Source organism: Pseudomonas sp. ICBG1301, from assembly GCF_016918385.1.
In the GTDB taxonomy this organism is placed as follows: Bacteria; Pseudomonadota; Gammaproteobacteria; order Pseudomonadales; family Pseudomonadaceae; genus Aquipseudomonas; species Aquipseudomonas palleroniana.
Window position 1 is genome coordinate 31,061 of sequence record NZ_JAEKGB010000018.1, and the last position, 20,165, is coordinate 51,225.

Below are 20,165 nucleotides of genomic sequence, written 5' to 3' on the forward strand. Positions count from 1 at the left end.
GCCCTGTTTAATGGGAAACATTACTATTTACACCCCCGTCTTCCCAGTGCTCACGCGATGATTCCCCAGCCGCCCCGCAGAACAGGCTTTTTCGAGCACTACGAAGAATTGGTCGGCACTTGGACACGTCGCCTGAGAAACCGTCAGCATGCCGAAGACCTGGCCCACGACACCTTTGTGCGCGTGCTCGAGTCAAGTTCCGCCGAGGTTGAGCAGCCGCGTGCCTATCTGCATCAAACGGCGCGCAATATCGCGGTGGACGCCTATCGCCGGGAAGACCGCCGGGAGGCTATGGTCCTGGATGCCTTTGACCAGCCTTCGCCTCATCAGGGCGATCCGGAGCATTACATGCATGCCATCCAGCTGGCGGAGTCCGTCGAGCGGGCCTTGGCCGAGCTGCCGCTCAACTGTCGCAAGATTTTCATCTGGCAGAAAATCGAAGGCCTGACCCAGCAGGAAATCGCCGATCGCCTGGGTTTGTCTAAAAACATGGTGGAAAAGTATATGATCCGCACCCTGCGGCATCTGCGTGATCGCCTGGATGCGTTGGCCCCATGACTCGTTTTGAAACAGGACCTTCAACGATGGATAGCCGTGCTCGCGACGAGGCCGCGCAATGGTTTGTACGCTTGCAAGACGCCGGGCTGAGCCACGAAGAGCGTCAACATTTCGATGCATGGCGAGCACAGCGGCCCGAGCACCAATACGAATTCGATGTGTTGCAAGGGGTGTGGAGCGCTGCGGACCTGTTACCCAAGGCGCGCTTGCAGGCGCTGTGCGACGCCCCGGTGACGCGGCCCAAAGGGCACGCTGCCTGGCGTTATGCGGTGGCCGCGAGTGTGGTGGCGGTCGCCTTGGGGTTGGGCCTGTTCAGCGGGCTCGATCATCCAAAGCCTTACAGCGCCGAGTTCAGCACGCGTGTAGGCGAGCATCGCCAGGTCGCCTTGCCCGATGGCTCGATAATGGACCTGAACAGCCGCAGCGTGGTTGCGGTGCATTATGAAAAGGGCCGCCGCGCAGTGGAGTTGAAGCAGGGCGAAGCGATGTTCAGCGTGGAGCATGACACCAGCCGTCCGTTTGTGGTCGCAGCCGGGGCAGGGCAGGTGACAGTCACCGGTACGCGTTTCGATGTGCGCCGAGATGATGACCAAACCCGCGTGGTGGTCGAGGCCGGTACGGTCAACGTCACAGGGCGTGCGTCGGATCAACTCGTGACGCTGACGGCGGGCCGCGCCACTCATGTCGATGCCCAAGGGCAAGTCGCCACTGCCTACGCTGTGAATGCCGATGAACTGACGGCCTGGCGCAGCGGGAAGCTGGTGTTCAACAACGCCACACTGGGCGATGTGGCGCGCGAGGTATCGCGATACCGCGAGCGGCCGTTGCGGGTCAGCTCGACTGCGGTGGGTAACCTGCGCTTGACCAGCGTGTTCAAGTCCAGCGATACCGATGCCTTGCTCAAAGCCCTGCCGCACATATTGCCGGTGGCGGTGCGCGCTTTGCCGGACGGCAGCCAGGAAATTATTTCACGCTGACATTCAGGTTTTTTTCGAGTTCTTCGTCTTCTCCTGCAACTGCAACTGGTTTGCATTAACGGATGCGCACTCTTCCGATCACAGGACTAGGTTCGACGTGAAAAAACTTGCCGTGAACAACAATAAAATTTCCTGCTGGGCGCCTCTCGCCCTGGCGCTGGCAGTCAGCGCCGCGTTGCCGGCAGCCTACGCTGGCGATGGTATCCACATCCGCGCCCAATCGCTGGGCGCGGCGCTGAGTCAACTGGGCCAGCAGACTTCCCTGCAAGTGTTCTTCAGCCCTGACATGGTCGCGGGCAAACAAGCACCCGCCGTTGACGGCAACCTTTCACCGGAACAGGCCCTGCGCCAATTGCTGCAAGGCAGCGGCCTGGATTACCAGATCGACGCCGGTTCCGTGACCTTGCGCCCAGTGAGCAGCGGCACGGGGGAAGCCGGCTCACCGGTTGAACTGGGTATTACTGATATCAAGGTGGTCGGCGACTGGCTGGGTGATGCCAATGCCGAAGTGGTGCAGAACCATCCAGGCGCGCGCACGGTCGTGCGTCGCGAAGCCATGGTGGAGCAGGGCGCCATGAACGTCGGTGACGTGCTGCGCCGCATTCCCGGCGTGCAGGTGCAGGAAGCCAACGGCACGGGCGGTAGCGATATTTCCCTCAACGTTGGCGTGCGCGGACTCACGTCACGCCTGTCGCCACGCTCCACCGTACTGATCGATGGCGTACCGGCGGCTTTCGCCCCATACGGTCAGCCACAGTTGTCGATGGCCCCGATTTCCTCGGGTAACCTTGATAGCATCGACGTGGTGCGCGGCGCCGGCTCCGTGCGTTATGGGCCGCAGAACGTCGGTGGTGTGATCAACTTCGTAACCCGCGCCATCCCCGAGAAGTTCTCCGGTGATGTCGGCACCACCCTGGAAACCTCGGCACATGGTGGCTGGAAACACATCGAGAATGCCTTCGTCGGCGGCACCGCAGACAACGGCATCGGCGCAGCATTGTTGTACTCCGGCGTCAAAGGCAACGGCTATCGCAGCAGTAACAACTCCAACGATATCGACGACGTGATCTTCAAGACCCACTGGGCGCCGACCGACCAAGACGACTTCTCGCTGAACTTCCATTATTACGACGCCAGCGCCGATATGCCTGGCGGCCTGACCCAAAAGCAGTTCGACGCCAACCCCTATCAATCGGTACGTGACTGGGACAATTTCAGCGGGCGCCGCAAGGATGTTTCCTTCAAATACATCCGTCAGATCGATGACCGTACCCAGGCGGAAGTGTTGACCTACTACTCCGACAGTTTCCGTGGCAGCAACATCGCCAACCGCGACCTGAAGACACTCGGCTCCTATCCGCGCACTTACTACACGTTCGGCATCGAACCCCGGGTTTCGCATGTTTTCGACGTAGGCCCGAGCACCCAGGAAGTCAGCCTGGGTTATCGCTACCTCAAGGAAGGCATGCACGAGCAGGCGACCAGTCTCAACCTGGTCAACAATGTGCCCACGCCAGGCGGTCAAAGTGATGGCCATGTCTATCAGGACCGCACGGGCGGCACCGAAGCCAATGCGTTTTATATCGATAACAAAATCGATATCGGCAAGTGGACCATCACTCCGGGCATCCGCTTCGAAGACATCCGCACCGAATGGCACGACCGTCCGGTTGTCGCCCTCAACGGCAAGCGTACCGAGGAAAAACGCCGCGAGGTGCATAACAACGAACCGTTGCCGGCCCTGAGCGTGATGTACCACCTTTCCGATGCCTGGAAACTGTTCGCCAACTACGAAACCTCTTTTGGCAGCCTGCAGTACTTTCAACTGGGCCAGGGTGGCACCGGCAACCAGACCGCCAACGGCCTGAACCCGGAAAAAGCCAAGACCTACGAGGTCGGCACGCGCTACAACGACAGCGTGTGGGGCGGCGAAGTGACGTTGTTCTACATCGACTTCTCGGATGAGTTGCAGTACGTCAGCAATGACGTAGGCTGGACCAACCTCGGCGCCACCAAGCACACCGGCATCGAAGCCTCGGCCCACTACGATCTGTCCAACCTCGACTCGCGCCTGGACGGCCTGACCGCCAATGCCGGCTTCACTTACACCAAGGCCACCTCCGAAGGCGACGTGCCCTTCAAGGGGCGTGATTTGCCGCTGTACTCCCGTGAAGTGGCTACCCTGGGCCTGCGCTACGACATCAATCACTGGACCCATAACCTGGATGTCTACGCGCAGTCCGGCCAACGTGCACCCGGTACTGGCACCACTTACATCACCCAGGGCACGGCCGATGGCCAATACGGCGATATTCCGGGGTATGTCTCGGTCAACCTGCGCAGCGGGTATGACTTCGGTGAGCAATTGTCCAACCTCAAGCTTGGCGTCGGCGTGAAAAACGTCTTCGACCAGCAGCACTACACGCGCTCCAGCGACAACAATGCCGGGTTGTACCTGGGCGAACCTCGAACCTTCTTCGTACAGGCCAGCGTCGGGTTCTAGAGCTGCATTGAGTGGAAAATCGCCGCCGCCCCGCACTGGGACGGCGGCGATTTGCGTTTTGCTCCTTATCTCCTGAGAGGTTCTTCCTACCGCTGCCTGGAATTCTTCAACGCTGTGAGGAACCGATATCTGTACGCATGCCACACAAGATTGGCCTGCTTGCGATTGACGATTGCAGTGAGGCAAGACGCCCAATACACAGCACTGGAGAACCTTATGTCGATATCCGCATTCAATCAGACAGTCGCTCGTTCACCCGCTCAGGCTGAGCACGAAACTGCCGGTTCCCGCACGCCATCCAGTGCGCGCCGTCCAGGTGGCATGAACTACGCGCAAGCGGGCAAGCATCACGGGCCGGTATTCGATACGCCTGTGCAACGACCTTTCCCTGGTCATTGCCACTCTTCATGCCCGCCCCAGCGACCGCAACCAGAGCCCGGTCCACCTCAGCGCCCGCTGCCTGTGGGCGTACAACCAAACCCGGGGCCACCGCCGCGTCCCAATCCGGCTCAACCCTCGGCCCTGGCGCAACAGCTGTTGGATAATTACAGCGCGTTCAAAATGCCGCCGTTGCAGCGCGTAACGGCCAACGGCGTGCGGGAAATGGCCAAGCAGGCGTTGACGGGGGATCCGGTCAAAGACGCGAATATTCGTCTGGCGCGAGACTTGCTGAGCCATCCTGGCCTGTTGGAGGCCCTTGATCGAAATGGCAAGACTGGCATTGTGAATGGTCATTTGACTAAAGCTGATATTAATAGCTTCATCAGTTCCAGTAATCCCTTGAAGCTTCACAGTGACAAGCAACTTGTCCAGGAATTGCTCGGTCATTTCGATAAGTTGGCGACCGGCTATTTTTCCCGTTCGATCAAGCTCAGCGAGCTTGATCGTTTGGCGAAGCAACCGCTGACGGGCAAGCCATCCCAGGACAAACTCATCCATTTGGCTAAGGAACTGAGTGTGCGTCCTGAACTCAAGGCGGCGATGGATAACCTTTTCCAGTCACAGCGTGACGGTGCGATCTCCCGCAGGGAGTTGAAGAAGTTGCTGAAGTTGCTTGACTAGACCTGTGCAGGACACACCGTTCAATTACACAGGAACCCTTCACCCAGATTTACCACGAAGAGTACATCCAACGGTGGTTGGTCATCGGTGGATGTCCTCATCTATTGAGTCAGGCCCTGGCACATGAACTCGACATCACTTGAACCTCGCCATTCCCCGCACAGTGTTTCGACACTGCCCGCGTCAGCCCAGAAGGCCACCGCTCAAAAGAACTTGAAAGCGCTTGCGGTCAATCTCAGTTCCTCGCCAAAGAGCAGCTTCAAGGCGCCCACCGCCGAAGACTTCGACAGAGGGGCCAGGCCGTTTGCAGATGAGCCGGTATCCCGTCCCGCGGGGTCAATCTTCGCGATGTTCTGGAGCAAATTGTTACGCCATGAGCGCTAGTTGTTTTTGATGCGCAGACGTTATCGAGAGTCAGCCTGGACGGCTTGGGCGGTTACAAATGCTCAAGTTTTACCAGGGATATTCCTCACCGGGAGCGGCGATTTTCCGGAACCATTATTTTTCGGCAACCACACAACCCAGGCTTATGCAGCGCTGGCTCTCAAGGCGTTTGAGACGGTCAAGCACTCGGGCTCAGGTTACGGAATCTAAATAGGGTGGGTATGAAGCATGACTGACGGGATCAACAATCCAGGCCGCCGGCTGCCTTTTTCATGGAGTGCGCCCGCTACGGGCGCGGGTGCCCCGGCGCTGGGACAATCTTTTGCGCCAGGTCTGTCCTCCAATCATTTTTTCATCGGCGGGATGAGCGGGGCCGATCCGCAGGTTGACGGCCCATCTGCCTTTGGGCGTATGAGCCCTGCTGCAAACCCCTACGCCAGCTCCGACGATCATATGTTGGCAACGGCCCTGAAAAACGAATTTTCCATGTTGGACACGTTCAAGAAGGACGGAAAGCTGAGCCAACGTGCATTGCAGCAGATTGCGGGTGAAGCGCCGAACCAGAGCGCAGTAGCCGAGCGCATCATCCTGTTGGCCCGAGAGATACTCAACCGCCCCAGGCTGAACGAGGCGATTGTCGCCAATGGCGGTTTTATCACCACAGACAGCCTTTCCAAGGCAGCCGATTCAAGGGTCGGTAACACCCACCCGGACAGGCATAGCGCAGACCCCTTTCATTCCAAGACCGACGCAGAGGTCGTCAGGGCATTCAGGGCAATGTTCGATGAGCTGCGCGACACAGCCGAGGACTACAGTTTCTTTTTTGAGAAACACCGATATGTGAAGACCGACAAGCTGCTCGAGATGAGCCGGGACCCTGACGAAACCGATAAAAAGGGTGACGTTGTGCGGGATGCGGCCACCGGGTTTCCCAAAAAAAGATACAGCGAGCAGCAGGTGTACCTGGCCAGGAATCTGGTTGAGCGCTCGGGCTTGCTGGCGTCGCTGGAGAGCAGCAAGGCCAACGGCACGCGTTTTTTTGGTAGCCACAACACTGAGGGATGGCTGAAGAACTACAGCATCGATCGGTGGCTGGAAAATGACAGGAAGGAGAAGGGCAACTGAAGGGCGCTGATCAGCGTCTTCAGCGTCCCCCCATTCCTGCCGGTTTTCGCGTTACACCCGCAGTATTTTGCCGCTGACCGCCACCACCGCCAGCAACCCACCGATCAACAGAAAGGCGGTCGCCAGGCTGCTGCCATGGGCAATGAAGCCGATCACGGCGGGCCCTGCCAAAATCCCCGCGTAACCCAGCGTGGTAATCGCGGGCACGGCAATGTGTTCGGGCATGACGTTTTGCTTGCCAACGGCGGTATAGAGCACCGGGACGATATTCGAGCAGCCGGCGCCCACCAGTGCATAACCCAACAGGGCCATTTCCCACGCCGGGGACAGTGTTGCGAGGAACACGCCGGCGGCAGCCAGCGAGCCACCGATCACGATCACCCGGGTGGGCCCCAGACGACGTACGATCGCGTCACCGGTCAGGCGCCCGGCCGTCATCGTCAGGGCAAATGCCGCATAGCCAAGGCCCGCGTAGGCTTCGTCCAGGCCGCGCTCGGCACTGAGAAACACGGCGCTCCAGTCGAGTACGGCGCCTTCGGCGAGAAAAACGATAAAACACAAACTGCCAATAAACAGCACCGCCCCGTGGGGAACGGCAAACGCCGGCCCCGAGCTTTCACTGCCATAGGGCAGCAAATGCGGCCCGGCCTTGAGCAAGGCCAGCCCCATGATGACGATCACCACCAGGGTCGCCTGCAGCGGCGAAAAGCCCAGCCCCAGCAGGCCGGAAACCCCCGCTGCGCCGACAATACCGCCCAGGCTGAACAAGCCATGAAAGCCCGACATCATGGTTTTGCCGCTGGCGCGCTCTACGATGACCGCTTGAAGGTTGACGGTTGAGTCCACGGTGCCCAAGCCTGCGCCAAACAGAAACAGCCCGGCCATCAGCAGCGGAATCGAACTGACCGTGGCCAGTATCGGCAGGGCCAGGCAGATCATGAGCGTGCCGGCGCTGAGTACACGACGGCAGCCAAAGCGTGACGCCAGTACGCCCGCCACCGGCATGGCGAGAATCGAACCCACCCCCAGGCACAACAACAGCAGGCCAAGCGTGCCTTCATTGAGTTGCGCACGTTCCTTGGCGTACGGCACCAGTGGCGCCCAGGCGGCGATGCCGAAGCCGGCAATGAAAAAAGCGATACGGGTCGACATTTGCTCCAGCCGCCCGGGAACCACGGGCGCTGGGGTGGGGATGGCAGTCATGAAGAAATCCTTGGTTTTGCGTTCAATGAACGATGTCCGGCGACACATCCTTGCACATCAAGCCCGGTCGAGCGAGCCGGGCTCGTTCGCATTAGCCCATGGGATATTTTTACAACGATGGAACGCCTTGGACGACGGCGACCACATACAGGCTATCCAGTGTGTAGGAGGTGGTCTGGAAGGTGTGTAATCCCTGTGAGGACTGATGAACCCCAGGCTTCTTGCAGCGGGTTACCACCTTCCAGGCCACTTCCCACACCTGGGGTGTTCTGTAATACGCTGCCGCCCAATCAGTAGGTAACCGTATGGACGAACCGATGAAAACTTCCAGGCAGCTCGCCTCATGACCCAGTTCTACGACGCACGCGGCAATATCTATGGGGTGGTCAGCCCGGCTGACTTGCGCAGCCAGGGCATCGACGTGCCAGGCAGCGCCGAGTTGGCGGCGAACACCCGGCTGGCATGGGCCGCGTCGGCCATCGCATCTGAATGTGGCTGGGGGACGACGCCGCGTCCGGCGGGTGCCAAAGCGCATCGCTGCGATGGTTTGCTGGTCGGACCGTTTCAGGCTGCGCCACCGTTTGACCTGTTGATCGTCAACACTGACGGCACACTCGCGGAGCGCAGTGGCAATGGGCTGACCATTTTTGCCCAGGCGCTGACCGACCAGGGCCTGATGGCTCAAGCGTGTGAACTGCGGGTGCATCACGATCAGCCGGCTGCCGCGTCCCCCGTGACCACTGCTGTCGAGCCGGCGATCTACGAACAGGTCGAGGGCTTTTGGCTGGCCCTGGGGCAGCCTGCGTTCGGACCTGCGGCGGTCGGCGCCAACGACATTCAAGCTGTCTCGGTGCGGCACCGTGAGTTCAGTCGCGTAGCGGCCTTGGCCACCATCGACCCGCAATGGGCATGCAGCCAGTTTGTGCGAGTGGGCAACCCCCATTGCGTGACCTTGGTGGAGCAGGTCTCGGCTTTGCCGGAAAACCCCGCGATGCACCAACCCGTACTGTTTGAGCGCTTGCAAGCGATAGCCTTCGCGCCGCCCGTCGGCAAGGGCCAACCCTGCGTGGCTGGCGTCAACCTGCAATGGGCTGCGCGAGCCTCGGGCAACCGGGTAATCGCACGGGTGTTCGAGCGGGGCGAGGGGCCAACGGCGTCTTCGGGGACCAGCGCCAGCGCGGTGGCCTGCGCAGCGTGGCGCGCAGGTTGGATTGACGCCGCTGAAGTGGCCGTGGTGATGCCGGGTGGCACAGCGCCTGTCCGTTTGCACGCAGAGGCGCAAACACTGGTGAGCGTCAGTCTGTTCGGGGCCGCACACCGGCAGCGGTAAGCAGGGAGTAACAGTAGATAGCTTGGAGTGTTGTCTGCTGTTTCGTAATTGATTAGTTGTATTGGTAAGTTTAGATGTAAGAACTTTCTTGTTTTATAAGGCGTGCTTATTGGTTGTATTAATTGTTTTGTAAAAGTCATTTCCATTTCTGACGTACGAAACTTCTTTTTTATTTTTGAAGAGCCGAATTTTCCCTGAAATCGCTAAGCTTCAAGGCGTTCAGGCGCTTTTTCTCGGCTGGCAATCAGTACTTTCCGGGGAGAGCTTTAAATCAGCGAGTGGGTTTATCAGCGACGGGTAACAACGGATGGTTGACGCGTTTGTTTCGTCACGTTTCAAATTGATTATTCCGGAAGTGACTTCCGACTTTCAGGTGCTTGCCTTCAACGGCTGCGAGTTTATTGACCAACCGTATTTCATTCATATGCAGTTGGTCAGCGAAAACCCCTGTGTGGATCTGGAAGCACTGCTCCACCAACCGGCGTACCTGCATCTGGGGGAAGTGGATCAAGGTCTGCACGGTCAAGTCTACGCGGTAGGGCGTGGCGACCCCGGTGTCCGGCTCACCCGTTATCATCTGACGCTGGCGCCGCGCCTGGCGAGTCTCGCCCACCGCCGTGATCAGCGGGTTTTCCAGCAGCGCAGCGTGCCGCAGATCATCGCGGCCGTGCTTGAGCAACACGGCATCCTGGCCGATGCGTACGTGTTCGAACTGGGCCCCGTGGTTTATCCGCCGCGCGTTTTTTGTGTGCAGTACGCGGAGACCGACCTGCACTTCATCCAGCGGTTGTGCGAAGAGGAGGGGATTCACTACCACTTCCGCCACAGCGCGAACAATCATCTGCTGGTGTTTGGTGATGACCAGACGGTGTTCCAGCGCTTGCCCGTGCAGCGATATCACTCGGCCAACGATCCGCTGGCGGAAGCGGCGGGTATCCAGCGTTTCGATGTGCGCCTGGAAACCCGCAGCCGAAAAACGGTGTGCCGTGATCACGATTTCGAACATCCGTCCTTGCTGTTGCAAGGTGTGGCCGGCTCTGCGACACCGTCTCCTCTTGAAGACTACAACTACCCTGGGGGTTTTTCCGGTCCTGTACGCGGCAGGCAGTTGGCCTGTCGCGGTCTTGAGCGTCATCTGGCCGATCGCTGTCGGGCCTCGGGCACGAGCGACCAACCGCTGCTGCGCAGCGGCCATTTTCTCGAACTGCAGGAACATCCCGATCCCGCCTGTAACGACCTGTGGTTGATCACCTCAGCGCGTCATGAAGGCTACCAGCCACAGGTGCTGGAAGAGGCGGGAGGTGAGGCGAATACCTTCCAGGGTTATCGCAACAGTTTCACCGCAACACCTTGGCGTGCGGTGCACAGGCCACCGCTGAAACACCCCAAGCCAACCATCAATGGCAGTCAGACGGCCACTGTCACCGGGCCGGCCGGGGAGGATGTGCATTGCGATGCCTATGGCCGAGTGAAGGTACGTTTTCATTGGGACCGTCGGGACCCGACGGATGACACAAGCAGCTGCTGGGTGCGCGTGGCGTCCGGTTGGGCTGGTGACGGGTTCGGCGCAACGATGATTCCCAGAGTCGGTATGGAGGTGCTGGTGAGCTTTTTGGAGGGCGACCCGGACCGGCCGTTGATCAATGGTTGCCTGCCCAATGCTTCGCTCCTGCCGTCCTACCCCTTGCCGCAGCACAAGACACGCAGCGTATTGCGCAGCCGCAGCACCCTGGGAGGCACGGGCAGCAATGAATTGCACCTCGAAGACCGCCAGGGTGCAGAACTTGTCTATCTGCGCGCCCAGCGTGACCTGGAGCAGCAAGTGGGGCATGACAGCCGCCTGGAGGTACAAGGCGACAGTTACATGCATGTCGGTCAGACCCTGGTGATCGGAGCCGGGCAACAGGTTCACCTGACGGCGGGTGCCAGCCTGGTGATCGACGGGGGGGCGCAGTTGAGTTTCAAGGCCGGGGGTGAACACCTCGTGATTCAAGCGGGCGGCATTTTCAGCAGCCGGCCCATCACTGTCGCAGGGGCGGCGATGGCCGGCACTTTACCTTCGGATGATCGGCCGAGCCTGTCTGCCGTTCAAGGCACCCTCATGGACATGGCCCGGCAACTGGGCGCGGACTATTGCCCCGTCTGCGAGCGCTGTGGTGAAGGCCTGTGCGATCTCAGCGGGAGGGCTGCGTGATGCAAGGCATGCCTTATCCATGGATGGCCCGACAGCAACAGGCGGGACGCCATTTGTGCTTGATTATCGATGGGGGCGCAGAAGCATGCCAGGCACTGTCGGCGGCTCGCGACACCTCGCGATATTGCACCCTCTATAGCCAGACAGTGTTAGCGGAGTTGGCGCATACCGGCCCGGTGATCCTGTTGCTGGAGCAGGTGGGAGAACCGGCCTTGACCCGCTTGCTGCAACAGCCCGAAACGAACTGCGGGTGGCTGGGCAGCTTGCTCAACGACGATCTGACCGACGTGACCCGGCATTGGCGCGAGCGGATGCTGGTCGGCGCACCGGGGCGCCAGGCCCTCTACCGGTTTCAAGACAACCGCACCCTGGCGCGCGCCTTGGCCTACCTGCCTGCCGAACAGTGGCCGGTGTACCTGGGGCCACTGGCCAGCGTGTGCTACTGGCATGACGAGCGATGGTGCTGCTGCGACAACCCGGCACCGGGTGAATACTCGGTACCGGATCCCACACCCTGGTCGCAGGTCCCCAACCCCCAGGCTGCGGCCATCCTGCACGCCAATATCCTGCGCTACCTGCTGGCGGAGCACAGTGAGGACCTGGTGACGCTGGTGGAGTTTCAAGACCCGAGGATCTGGCTGAGCCAAGTGTTGGAGCAGGCCCATGCCTGGCAATGGTGCGGCCCGCAACAGCTGGAATTCCTGGTGGTGCGACGGCTGGAGGAGGCCACACGAAGCAGTGTGATCCGGTGGCAGCCGATGCAAGGCGAGGCCCCGGCGCAACATTACGAACGGTTGGTGGAACAGTGGCGAAGGGAAGGGGCGGAGCATGTCTAGCTGGATGAAAAACGTGGTGATTGTGCTGGGGGTGGTGGCGTTATCGGGGTGCGCGGGGAAAAGCGCGGACAGCTTTACGCTGGAGGTGGATCTGCCGGCGGATTTTGAACTCAAGACGGCTGCCAATTATCGTCCCGCCACCGGCGCAGCCTGTTCCCTGCCGATGCGCCGAGGCAAAAGGCCAGAGCGCAAGGTGTTTTTTACCGAGTTCAATCCCGTGGCCAATCGGGTGAGCTATGAATTGCCACTCAGCGAAACCATTGAGGGGTGTCCGTCGGTAATAAGCAGTGTGCAATTTGATGTTTATGCGAAATGGGGAAAGCAGGATTGGGATGTGGGAGGGGATCTTGCCGGTATTGGCATCCGAGACCGTTTGGCGGGTGATCTACCTGGAATGCCCGAGGACGGTGTTCAGGAGTTGAAAGGGCAATGCCGCTGGTATTTCCGCACGATAGGACCTATGCACGCGATCATCAAGATTCTGCAATGCCATTCGTTGGATGCAGCCGGTCAGCCGCAAAAGATGCAGGCTGGCGGCGTTGCCCAACGAGATCAGTTGCGAGGGAAAAAGTTAAGAATGGTATTGAAGGTTCTTGATGAAGAGTTACCTGCTTTTGATCACAGATGGATAGCCGTACCGGGAGGGTGGAAGCGCTGCCGAGGTAAAAGCTTTGAGGATATGGCCGCGTACTGCACCGGCAATGACTCGGAGTTCAAGCCTGTAAAGATGCCGGATGGGCGTATCTGTGACGTCTACCCGACATGCAATCCACAAGGAGCGAATTGATGAAACAGGATGCATGGAAGCAGGCGTTTTTCAGCGGCAAGATGCCGGCATGTGCAATGAAAGGGCACTGGGTGAGCTTTTGCCTGGTGGATGAAACGGGGAGTGGGACGGCGTACGGCGGGCTTGCCTATACGGTTCACGACAGTATGGGGTGCGAGTACAACGGTAAATTGAATGGAGAGGGGTTCGCAAATATACAGGGGGTTTACCGCGGTCCTGTCGTTCTCAAGTTCGATGACCCGTATGCCGGGGCACAAGAGCCGTATTACCGATTGAGTGCACGCCTGACGTACAAGCTGCCGATTACCGAGATTCAAGTCCGCGCCGAACAAACACGGTTTTCTGATGCAAAGGGGCAGCGTATTCAGGGGAATCCCGCCATGCAGCGGGCAGACCGGTTTTATCATGTTGAAGTCAGCGATCTGGTCAACCATGTCGCGCACTTGCCGTCGATCGCTCCTGCGATGTTCAGCCCTCATCGGCATGCGTTGAAAATGGTGAACGACCTTGGATTCGGCCCGCCTCTGTCCTCGGGAGTGGTCTTGTTTCCCAATCAGTTCAGTGTGTTGGAAGTACGGCCCTTGCGTGCGCTACGGCCGATGCTTTCCACCGCAGATCATTTCTGTGCCTTGAACTTGTACCAATTGGCGCTGATGTCCGCCTTGAGCTACTGCGATTTTGGTCAGCAACCGCCGAAGAAACCTATCGACAAAGTGACGTTCCCGTTCAACCCTACCGTTGGCAATCTGTTTGCCGAAACGTTATCGGGGTACCACGAAGCCTGGCGAGTGGATCTCGAGCAAACCCAACGCTTTTTTCCCGTATATGAAGACGTTCCTTACTCCCGGCGTTTCGAGATCCTGCCCTTCGATCCCGAGCTGTATCCGCAAAATCATCCGGCTCGCGAAGAGGAGCAGGAGCATCCCTCGAACCTGCACTTTTTCGACGATGAAAAATTTGGTACCGACACTCAGGCGTTTATCTGCCATCACGATGAAGTCGTCCTGATCTCTGTGCGCGGTACCGTCAGCGCCGCCGATGCCCTGCGCGACGCGAACGCCCATCAGGTGGCCTTCGCCGAAGGGGGCGGCAAGGTGCATCTGGGGTTTTATGAGGCTTACAGGGCCATGCGAAACTTCGTGCTGCGCTACCTCAGCCAGTTTTATGAAGGCCAACGAATAGTCATTTGCGGACACAGCCTGGGCGGCGCGATTGCCTTGTTGTTGGCAGAGGGGCTGCGTCGTGTACCTAATCCCAGCTACAACATCCTCCTCTACACCTACGGCGCCCCCCGAGCGGCCGACAGCGAGTTCGTCGACGGCGCTTCAGCCTTGGTCCACCACCGTATCGTCAACCACAACGACCCCGTTCCCAGTGTTCCGGCCACCTGGATGAACACCACCGCCAAACTCTGGATTCCGGGCGCCATAACCTTGTTCAGCGCGCCTGCGCATGGGGGCCTGCTCTTCGCTGCCGGGCTGGTGCGGGTGGGGGGCAACCCTTACCGGCATCACGGCGAACAGCAACACTTCATGCCGATCAAACTCCCGGACGGCAGGCATTCCTCGGTGCTATGGAAGCCAGGTTGTGAGTCGCTCCAGGAAGCAGGCTGCAATCGTGCGTTGCAATTGCATGGCGACATGCCGCAGCGCGACAACCTGCTCAAGCAGCTGTTCCAGGCGCATCAGCACTTCATGACCGCCAGCTACATCCCGGCGGCATGGGCCACCTTGCGGCGCTGGCAGCAGACACTGGATAGCCAGGGCCCTCTGGTTACGCAGAGGGAGTTCGAGCTGCTGGATCGCGCCTTCGAAGACATGCGCGAGCAACTGCGCGCCAAGCGACGCGAGCTTGCCCGACGGCGCCCCGCCAATGATCGCGACTATGAACGCAACGATGCCTTGAATGCCGAGATCGACCGTTTGCATACCAGCCGCGAGCGCCTGGCAACCCTGCGCTGGCGCCGCCTTGAGGCGCGTGATGTCTACGGCAGCCAGGCGTATGGCGCTAACCTGCAACCCAGTCTCAAGCGCTGGTTCACCCATCGGGAAAACCAGGAAGTGGCCCAGCTCGCCAGTATTCCGCCACCGACGCTCAATGATCGGGTGAGGGCGCAAATACTGGACATCGACTCGATCGTCTAGCCTGGCGTGTGCGCAAACTCCACCTGTGCCGGTTGCCGCTTCATCAGCACTTTACCGTTGCGGATCGAATACAACGGCAGGCCCTGACTGCGGATCACCTCATAGTCACTGTTGGCCGAGAGGATCAACAGATTCGCCGGTCGACCGGGCTCCAGCCCGTAGCGGTCCCCGAGGGCCATGGCCTTGGCGCTGTTGTCGGTCACCAGGTCGAGGGCCGATTGCAGGTTGCGGTAACCGAGCATATGGCAGATGTGCAAACCGGCTTCGAGTACACGCAGGATGTTGCCATTACCCAATGGGTACCAGGGGTCGACGATGGAGTCTTGGCCAAAACAGACGTTCATACCGGCTTCGAGCAATTCGTTGACGCGAGTGACGCCGCGCCGTTTCGGAAAACTGTCGAAGCGGCCCTGCAGGTGGATACTTTCGGTCGGGCACGACACAAAGCTGATACCGGAGTGTCCCAGCAGGCGAAACAGTTTGGCGCAGTAAGCGTTGTCGTAGGAGCTCATGGCCGTGGTGTGGCTGGCGGTGACGCGGGCGCCCATGTCGCGGCTGCGAGCTTCTTCGGCGAGTACTTCGAGGAAGCGTGAATGCGGGTCGTCGGTTTCGTCGCAGTGTACGTCCACCAGGCAACCGGTGCGTTCGGCCAGGTCCATGAGGAACTTCACCGAACTGACGCCTTGGTCGCGAGTGTATTCAAAGTGGGGGATGCCACCGATGACATCGGCGCCCAGGCGAATAGCTTCCTCCATCAAGGCCCGGCCATTGCGGAACGACTCGATGCCTTCCTGGGGAAACGCGACGATCTGCAGATCAATCAGGTGCGTGGTTGCTTCGCGCACCTCCAGCATGGCTTTCAACGCGGTGAGGTCGGGGTCGGTGACATCGACGTGCGTGCGCACATGCTGAATGCCATGGGCTGCGAGGGCCTCGATGGTTTTTGTGGCGCGGGCCTTGGTGTCTTCCCGAGTGATGGTAGCTTTGCGTTCACCCCAGCACTCGATACCTTCGAACAAGGTACCGCTCATGTTCCAGCGCGGCTCGCCGGCGGTAAGGGTTGCGTCCAGATGAATGTGCGGTTCGACGAATGGGGGGGTCACCAGGTTACCGGCGGCATCCAAGTCGCCGGGCGATAAAATCGGCGCCGCCGTTTGCGCGGTGATGCTGGCGATCCGGCCGTGTTCCAGGTGCAGATCGTGCAGGCCTTCACGGTTGCGCAGGCGGGCATTGATGATATGCATGGGCAAGTTCCTCTTGGCTAAAAACAATCAGGCAGACAGCGCTGGGCGGCTCAAGGTTAGCATTCCCGGCCGGATTCATGCCGGGGCGTCTGCCAAGGGTGCCCGCGCGCGCAGTGCGGCAGTGAGCGCGATGTAAGTCAGCGATGCCGCGACGATGCCCACCAGTGGCGCGACCCAGGGGGAGTTGAATGCCAGTACGGTACCGACGGCATAGGCGATCAAGCCCGGCCAGTTGAAAGCCGGCAGCTGTACCTCGGCCAGGCGCGGGTATTGCCCGCGATAACGGTAAAAGAAGTCCGCCATGATCACCCCGCCAATCGGCGGTATCACCGTGCCCAGCAGGATCAGGTAAGGCACCAGCATGTCGTACATGCCGAGCAACGCCAGCAGGGTGCCGATCACCGCGCCTGCAAGGGTGACGGTCTTGCGACGCCGGGTGCGCAGCAAGTTGCAACCGGCCACGGCAAAGTTGTAGATGGTGTTGTCCTGGGTGCTCCAGATATTGAGCAGCAACATTGCCATCGCGGCCATGGCGAAACCTTGCAACAGCAGCACTTCCACCACATCGGGCTGTTGATAAACGATGGCGCCGTAAGCGCCGATCAACACCATCAAGCCATTCCCGATAAAGAATCCGATCAGGCTGGCCAGCACTGCAACCTTGGCCGAACGCGAGAACCGGGTCCAGTTGGTGGCCTGGGTTGCGCCGCTGACAAAGGTGCCGAACACCAGGGTGACGGCCGTGGACAGGTCCAGTTGTGCGGTCGGCACCACCGCCAGCAGGCCATTCAAACCACCCACTTTCACGGTGGCGACCCACATGGATAGAAACAACAGAATGCCCATGGCCGGCACCGCGATGTAGGACAGAATCTCCAACCCGCGATAACCCACATAGGCGGTGGCACAAAATACCAGGCCGAACAACACCATCAAGGCCAATACGCTGCCTTGGCTCAACTCGAGATATTTGCCCAGCACCACGGCGGCGGTGGCTGTCCCCCAGGCGTACCAGCCGATCTGGGTAAAACCGAGGATCAGGTCGCTGAGTTTGCTGCCCACTTCGCCGAAGCAGAAGCGCCCCATCAGTACCGAATTCAGGCCACTCTTGAAGGCGATGTAACCCAGCCCCGCAGCGTAAATGCCCAACAGCAAGTTACCCAATACCACGACGCCGAGCATGTCGATAAAGCTGAACGCCACGCCCAGCTTGCCGCCGGCGAACATGGTTGCAGTAAAAAAGGTAAAGCCCAGCAGCACCATGGCGGTGGAAGCCAGGCCCTTGCGCGCATGCAAGGGGACTTCGCTGAGGGGGTAATCGTTGCCCGGTTCTTGCTGCGTCATGTGCCTTGCTCCCTGAATGAATGACGCAGGTCTGTTGCACCGTGCGTGCCAAATCAGTAGTGGTGACCGGCGCACGACCGCAAACGGTCTGTGTCGTCAAATAGCCGCAAAACACTGGGAGGGGCGTGCGGTGCCTTGTCGGGCACGAAAGCAGTGCAGCGATGATACAAATTGGATCAGTCGAACAGCGTGTGTGTGGTCTCGCCACGATGAAACGCAAAAGCCGCCTCAAGATCACTTTCGATGGTGCGCCCACGGGACAGGGGCGGCAGGTCATCCAGGCTGAAAAAGCCCACGTCCGTGGTTTCGAACCCCGCCGCGGGCGCGAGCTGATCCACCCGTTCGCAAAGGAAATACAGCTTGTAGAAGTCCCGCACATCCGGTCGATACAAACCCTTGGCCTTGTGGGTGACGCTGTACAGGGCCCGTGCGGTGACGCTCAGACCGGCCTCTTCGCGAATTTCCTTGACGATATTCTCGGCCGCCGACAAGCCGATATCGGCATAACCCCCAGGCAGCGCCCAACAGCCATCGGTCAGCTCTTTCACCAGCAGAATCCGTTCGCCCTCGATCACCGCACCCCGCACATCGATCATCGGCGTGGAGTAGCGCTTCGCAAAGTCCGGCACCAGCCCAGTGATGCGTTCCAGCGGCACACTGCCCAATTGCGCGAGCATGCTGTGGGCAATCTCGGCGATTTCCTCCAGGCGCTCACGCTCGAAGTCGTCGGTGCAAAAATGCAGCCCGGTGGACGCCAACGCTTGCAAGCGTTTGGCCTGGGCCAGCCAAGTGTTTTCCATGGGGTCTCCTTTGTTCTGCACAGGGCTTGCCGGTTGAAGGGTGCTACGCGGGGTATAAAAAAACCACCGCAAGGGTGGTTTCTTTACATCGCCGGTCTATTCGCCGCGATAGATGCAGCCGCTGGTGCACGTCTCGTGGATGCGGATCGCGCTGAGTTCCGGCAATAGCGGTTTCAACTCGTTCCAGATCCACTTGGCCAGCACTTCACTGGTGGGGTTTTCCAGGCCGGGAATGTCATTGAGGTAGTTATGATCGAGACGTTCGTAGAGCGGCTTGAAAATCGCCTTGATCTCCGAAAAATCGCGAATCCAGCCGGTATGAGGGTCGAGGTCGCCGCTCAGGTGGATGGCCACCTTGAACGAATGCCCATGCAGGCGCCCGCATTTATGGCCTTCCGGTACGTGGGGCAGGCGGTGGGCGGATTCGAAAGTAAATTCCTTGAAGATTTCCACAGTGTTTTCAGCTCGGTCAGGTATCTGGCAGGCGGCGAGTTTAACAGTTTGATCCCTCGCCGCGCATACCGCTCGGTCAAAGCGCCTGCAAGCGTTCGCCCAGGCCGCCCTTATCGACCAGTTCCAGGAACTCATCGCCCAACCGCCGGCTTTCGCTCATTGCCGTTTGCCAATACTTGTTGCGGCTCGGGTCATCGCCCATGAAGCGCTTGAAGTCGCTGCGGTCCGGCAGCTTGCCGTGGGGCAGGCGGGCCAGGTAGTCCTTGGACGGTGCCAGCAGCAACACATCCTGCAAACCCTGCTGATTGCTGCGCCGCCACGGCAGGCCCTTGTCAAACCAGCCAGGGATGACCCGGTCGGTAAAGTGCGGATACAGCACGATGTCGTCGCCGTGGTAGGGCAGGTCGAGGTGGTAGTCCAGCAAGCCGCCGTCGCGGTAGGTGCCGTGGCCGGCGCCGGGCAGGTCGCGTATGCCTTGCATCACCATGGGAATGGAGCCTGAGGCCAGCAAGGCCTGGCGCAGGTTGCCCAGCTCCAGTTGCAGGAAACGCGATGGGAAATCCGTCAACGGATGCAACGGTGGCGCCTGGCGTGGGTCGTGGATGATCAACCGTTCAAAATGCCGCGATAACCGTGCACGACCGCGCAAGTTATCGGCAATCACCGAAGTCAGACCCAGGCCCAGGCGCCCGCGATGGTCATCGGCGAGCAGGCCATGGCTCTTGACCACCATGATGTTCAGGCGATAGTGGGGAGTGGCCAGCACCTGTGCATCACGGCCGGCCAGCAAGTCATCGAGCATGCGCCGGCAGCTTTGGGTGACCTCGGCCATGGTCACGCCTTTAGCGAAGCTCTGTTCGTTGTACAGGCGACCGAGGTCGAGCAGGCCTTGTACCGGGTCGGGCAGGCAGGCACTGGCAAATCGCCAGGAACCGATGGAGGCGCCGATCAGCGCGCGCTCACGGGGCGCGCGAGGCAGCCAGTCGCCGAACAGCGCCAGGTCCAGGCCCTGAATCCCCAAGGCCTTGGGGCCACCGGCCGCACCGGGTAGGATGCCGACATCGGCGGGCTTGAGGCCCTGTTCGCGAATACGCGCCAGGGCGCGCTGGCCGGCCTTGAGGGTCAAGGCGGGAAACTTGATGTGGATGGCTGTCATACCGGTCTCTTTTGAAGCGAGCGGGCAGTATAGGAAATCTGGCCTGGCGATGGGGCCGCTGATCG

The 20,165-nt window shown here is 59.9% G+C and carries 16 protein-coding genes; 10 read left to right on the forward strand and 6 right to left on the reverse strand.

The window, feature by feature from the left end:
* Positions 1 to 57 precede the first annotated feature (57 nt).
* From JBE38_RS27175 to JBE38_RS27195, 5 genes are all read left to right on the forward strand, one after another.
* Positions 58 to 558, forward strand: a complete 501-nt coding sequence (locus tag JBE38_RS27175; protein WP_090372158.1) for a sigma-70 family RNA polymerase sigma factor — start codon at positions 58 to 60, stop codon at positions 556 to 558.
* Positions 559 to 584: 26 nt separating this feature from the next.
* Entirely contained in the window at positions 585 to 1,535 is a 951-nt protein-coding gene (locus tag JBE38_RS27180; RefSeq protein ID WP_205345567.1) for a FecR family protein, read from the forward strand.
* Positions 1,536 to 1,632: 97 nt separating this feature from the next.
* A complete protein-coding gene (locus JBE38_RS27185; RefSeq protein WP_205345568.1) occupies positions 1,633 to 4,038 on the forward strand; it encodes a TonB-dependent siderophore receptor in 2,406 nt (801 codons plus the stop codon).
* 216 nt (positions 4,039 to 4,254) lie between these two features.
* The gene (locus JBE38_RS27775) at positions 4,255 to 5,100 is read left to right on the forward strand and encodes a hypothetical protein (protein ID WP_240202622.1); all 846 of its coding nucleotides are present in this window, start codon (positions 4,255 to 4,257) and stop codon (positions 5,098 to 5,100) included.
* A gap of 612 nt (positions 5,101 to 5,712) precedes the next feature.
* The gene (locus JBE38_RS27195) at positions 5,713 to 6,609 is read left to right on the forward strand and encodes a hypothetical protein (protein ID WP_240202623.1); all 897 of its coding nucleotides are present in this window, start codon (positions 5,713 to 5,715) and stop codon (positions 6,607 to 6,609) included.
* A gap of 51 nt (positions 6,610 to 6,660) precedes the next feature.
* Here the strand turns inward: JBE38_RS27195 and JBE38_RS27200 are convergent, their stop codons facing one another.
* Positions 6,661 to 7,812, reverse strand: coding sequence for an MFS transporter (locus JBE38_RS27200; RefSeq protein WP_205345569.1), 1,152 nt, complete (start codon positions 7,810 to 7,812; stop codon positions 6,661 to 6,663).
* Between the two features lie 343 nt (positions 7,813 to 8,155).
* On the opposite strand from JBE38_RS27200, the gene JBE38_RS27205 reads away from it, so the two are divergent.
* The 5 genes from JBE38_RS27205 (at position 8,156) to JBE38_RS27225 (ending at position 15,103) form a co-directional block, all read left to right on the forward strand.
* Positions 8,156 to 9,142: a diaminopimelate epimerase gene (locus tag JBE38_RS27205; protein ID WP_205345570.1), complete on the forward strand. Its 987-nt coding sequence runs from the start codon at positions 8,156 to 8,158 to the stop codon at positions 9,140 to 9,142.
* 307 nt (positions 9,143 to 9,449) lie between these two features.
* Positions 9,450 to 11,336, forward strand: coding sequence for a type VI secretion system tip protein TssI/VgrG (gene tssI, locus JBE38_RS27210; protein WP_205345571.1), 1,887 nt, complete (start codon positions 9,450 to 9,452; stop codon positions 11,334 to 11,336).
* The gene (locus tag JBE38_RS27215) at positions 11,336 to 12,172 is read left to right on the forward strand and encodes a DUF4123 domain-containing protein (RefSeq protein ID WP_205345572.1); all 837 of its coding nucleotides are present in this window, start codon (positions 11,336 to 11,338) and stop codon (positions 12,170 to 12,172) included. Before tssI ends, JBE38_RS27215 begins: the two co-directional genes overlap by 1 nt.
* Positions 12,165 to 12,959 carry a hypothetical protein gene (locus JBE38_RS27220; protein WP_205345573.1) on the forward strand — a complete coding sequence of 265 codons (795 nt, stop codon included), beginning with the start codon at positions 12,165 to 12,167 and terminating at the stop codon, positions 12,957 to 12,959. Before JBE38_RS27215 ends, JBE38_RS27220 begins: the two co-directional genes overlap by 8 nt.
* Positions 12,959 to 15,103 (forward strand): lipase family protein, encoded by a 2,145-nt coding sequence (locus JBE38_RS27225; RefSeq protein ID WP_090372134.1) that lies wholly within the window; start codon positions 12,959 to 12,961, stop codon positions 15,101 to 15,103. The genes JBE38_RS27220 and JBE38_RS27225 overlap by 1 nt, the downstream gene beginning before the upstream one ends.
* On the opposite strand, the gene codA is transcribed toward JBE38_RS27225, so the two are convergent.
* From codA to JBE38_RS27250, 5 genes are all read right to left on the reverse strand, one after another.
* Positions 15,100 to 16,347, reverse strand: a complete 1,248-nt coding sequence (gene codA / locus JBE38_RS27230) for a cytosine deaminase (protein WP_205345574.1) — start codon at positions 16,345 to 16,347, stop codon at positions 15,100 to 15,102. The genes JBE38_RS27225 and codA overlap by 4 nt on opposite strands.
* A 75-nt stretch (positions 16,348 to 16,422) precedes the next feature.
* Positions 16,423 to 17,691, reverse strand: a complete 1,269-nt coding sequence (gene codB / locus JBE38_RS27235) for a cytosine permease (protein WP_205345575.1) — start codon at positions 17,689 to 17,691, stop codon at positions 16,423 to 16,425.
* Between the two features lie 176 nt (positions 17,692 to 17,867).
* The gene (locus JBE38_RS27240) at positions 17,868 to 18,491 is read right to left on the reverse strand and encodes an NUDIX hydrolase (RefSeq protein ID WP_060752416.1); all 624 of its coding nucleotides are present in this window, start codon (positions 18,489 to 18,491) and stop codon (positions 17,868 to 17,870) included.
* Positions 18,492 to 18,587: 96 nt separating this feature from the next.
* Positions 18,588 to 18,944, reverse strand: coding sequence for a 6-carboxytetrahydropterin synthase QueD (gene queD, locus JBE38_RS27245; protein WP_003190259.1), 357 nt, complete (start codon positions 18,942 to 18,944; stop codon positions 18,588 to 18,590).
* 76 nt (positions 18,945 to 19,020) lie between these two features.
* The gene (locus JBE38_RS27250) at positions 19,021 to 20,100 is read right to left on the reverse strand and encodes a patatin-like phospholipase family protein (protein WP_198763209.1); all 1,080 of its coding nucleotides are present in this window, start codon (positions 20,098 to 20,100) and stop codon (positions 19,021 to 19,023) included.
* Positions 20,101 to 20,165 lie beyond the last annotated feature (65 nt).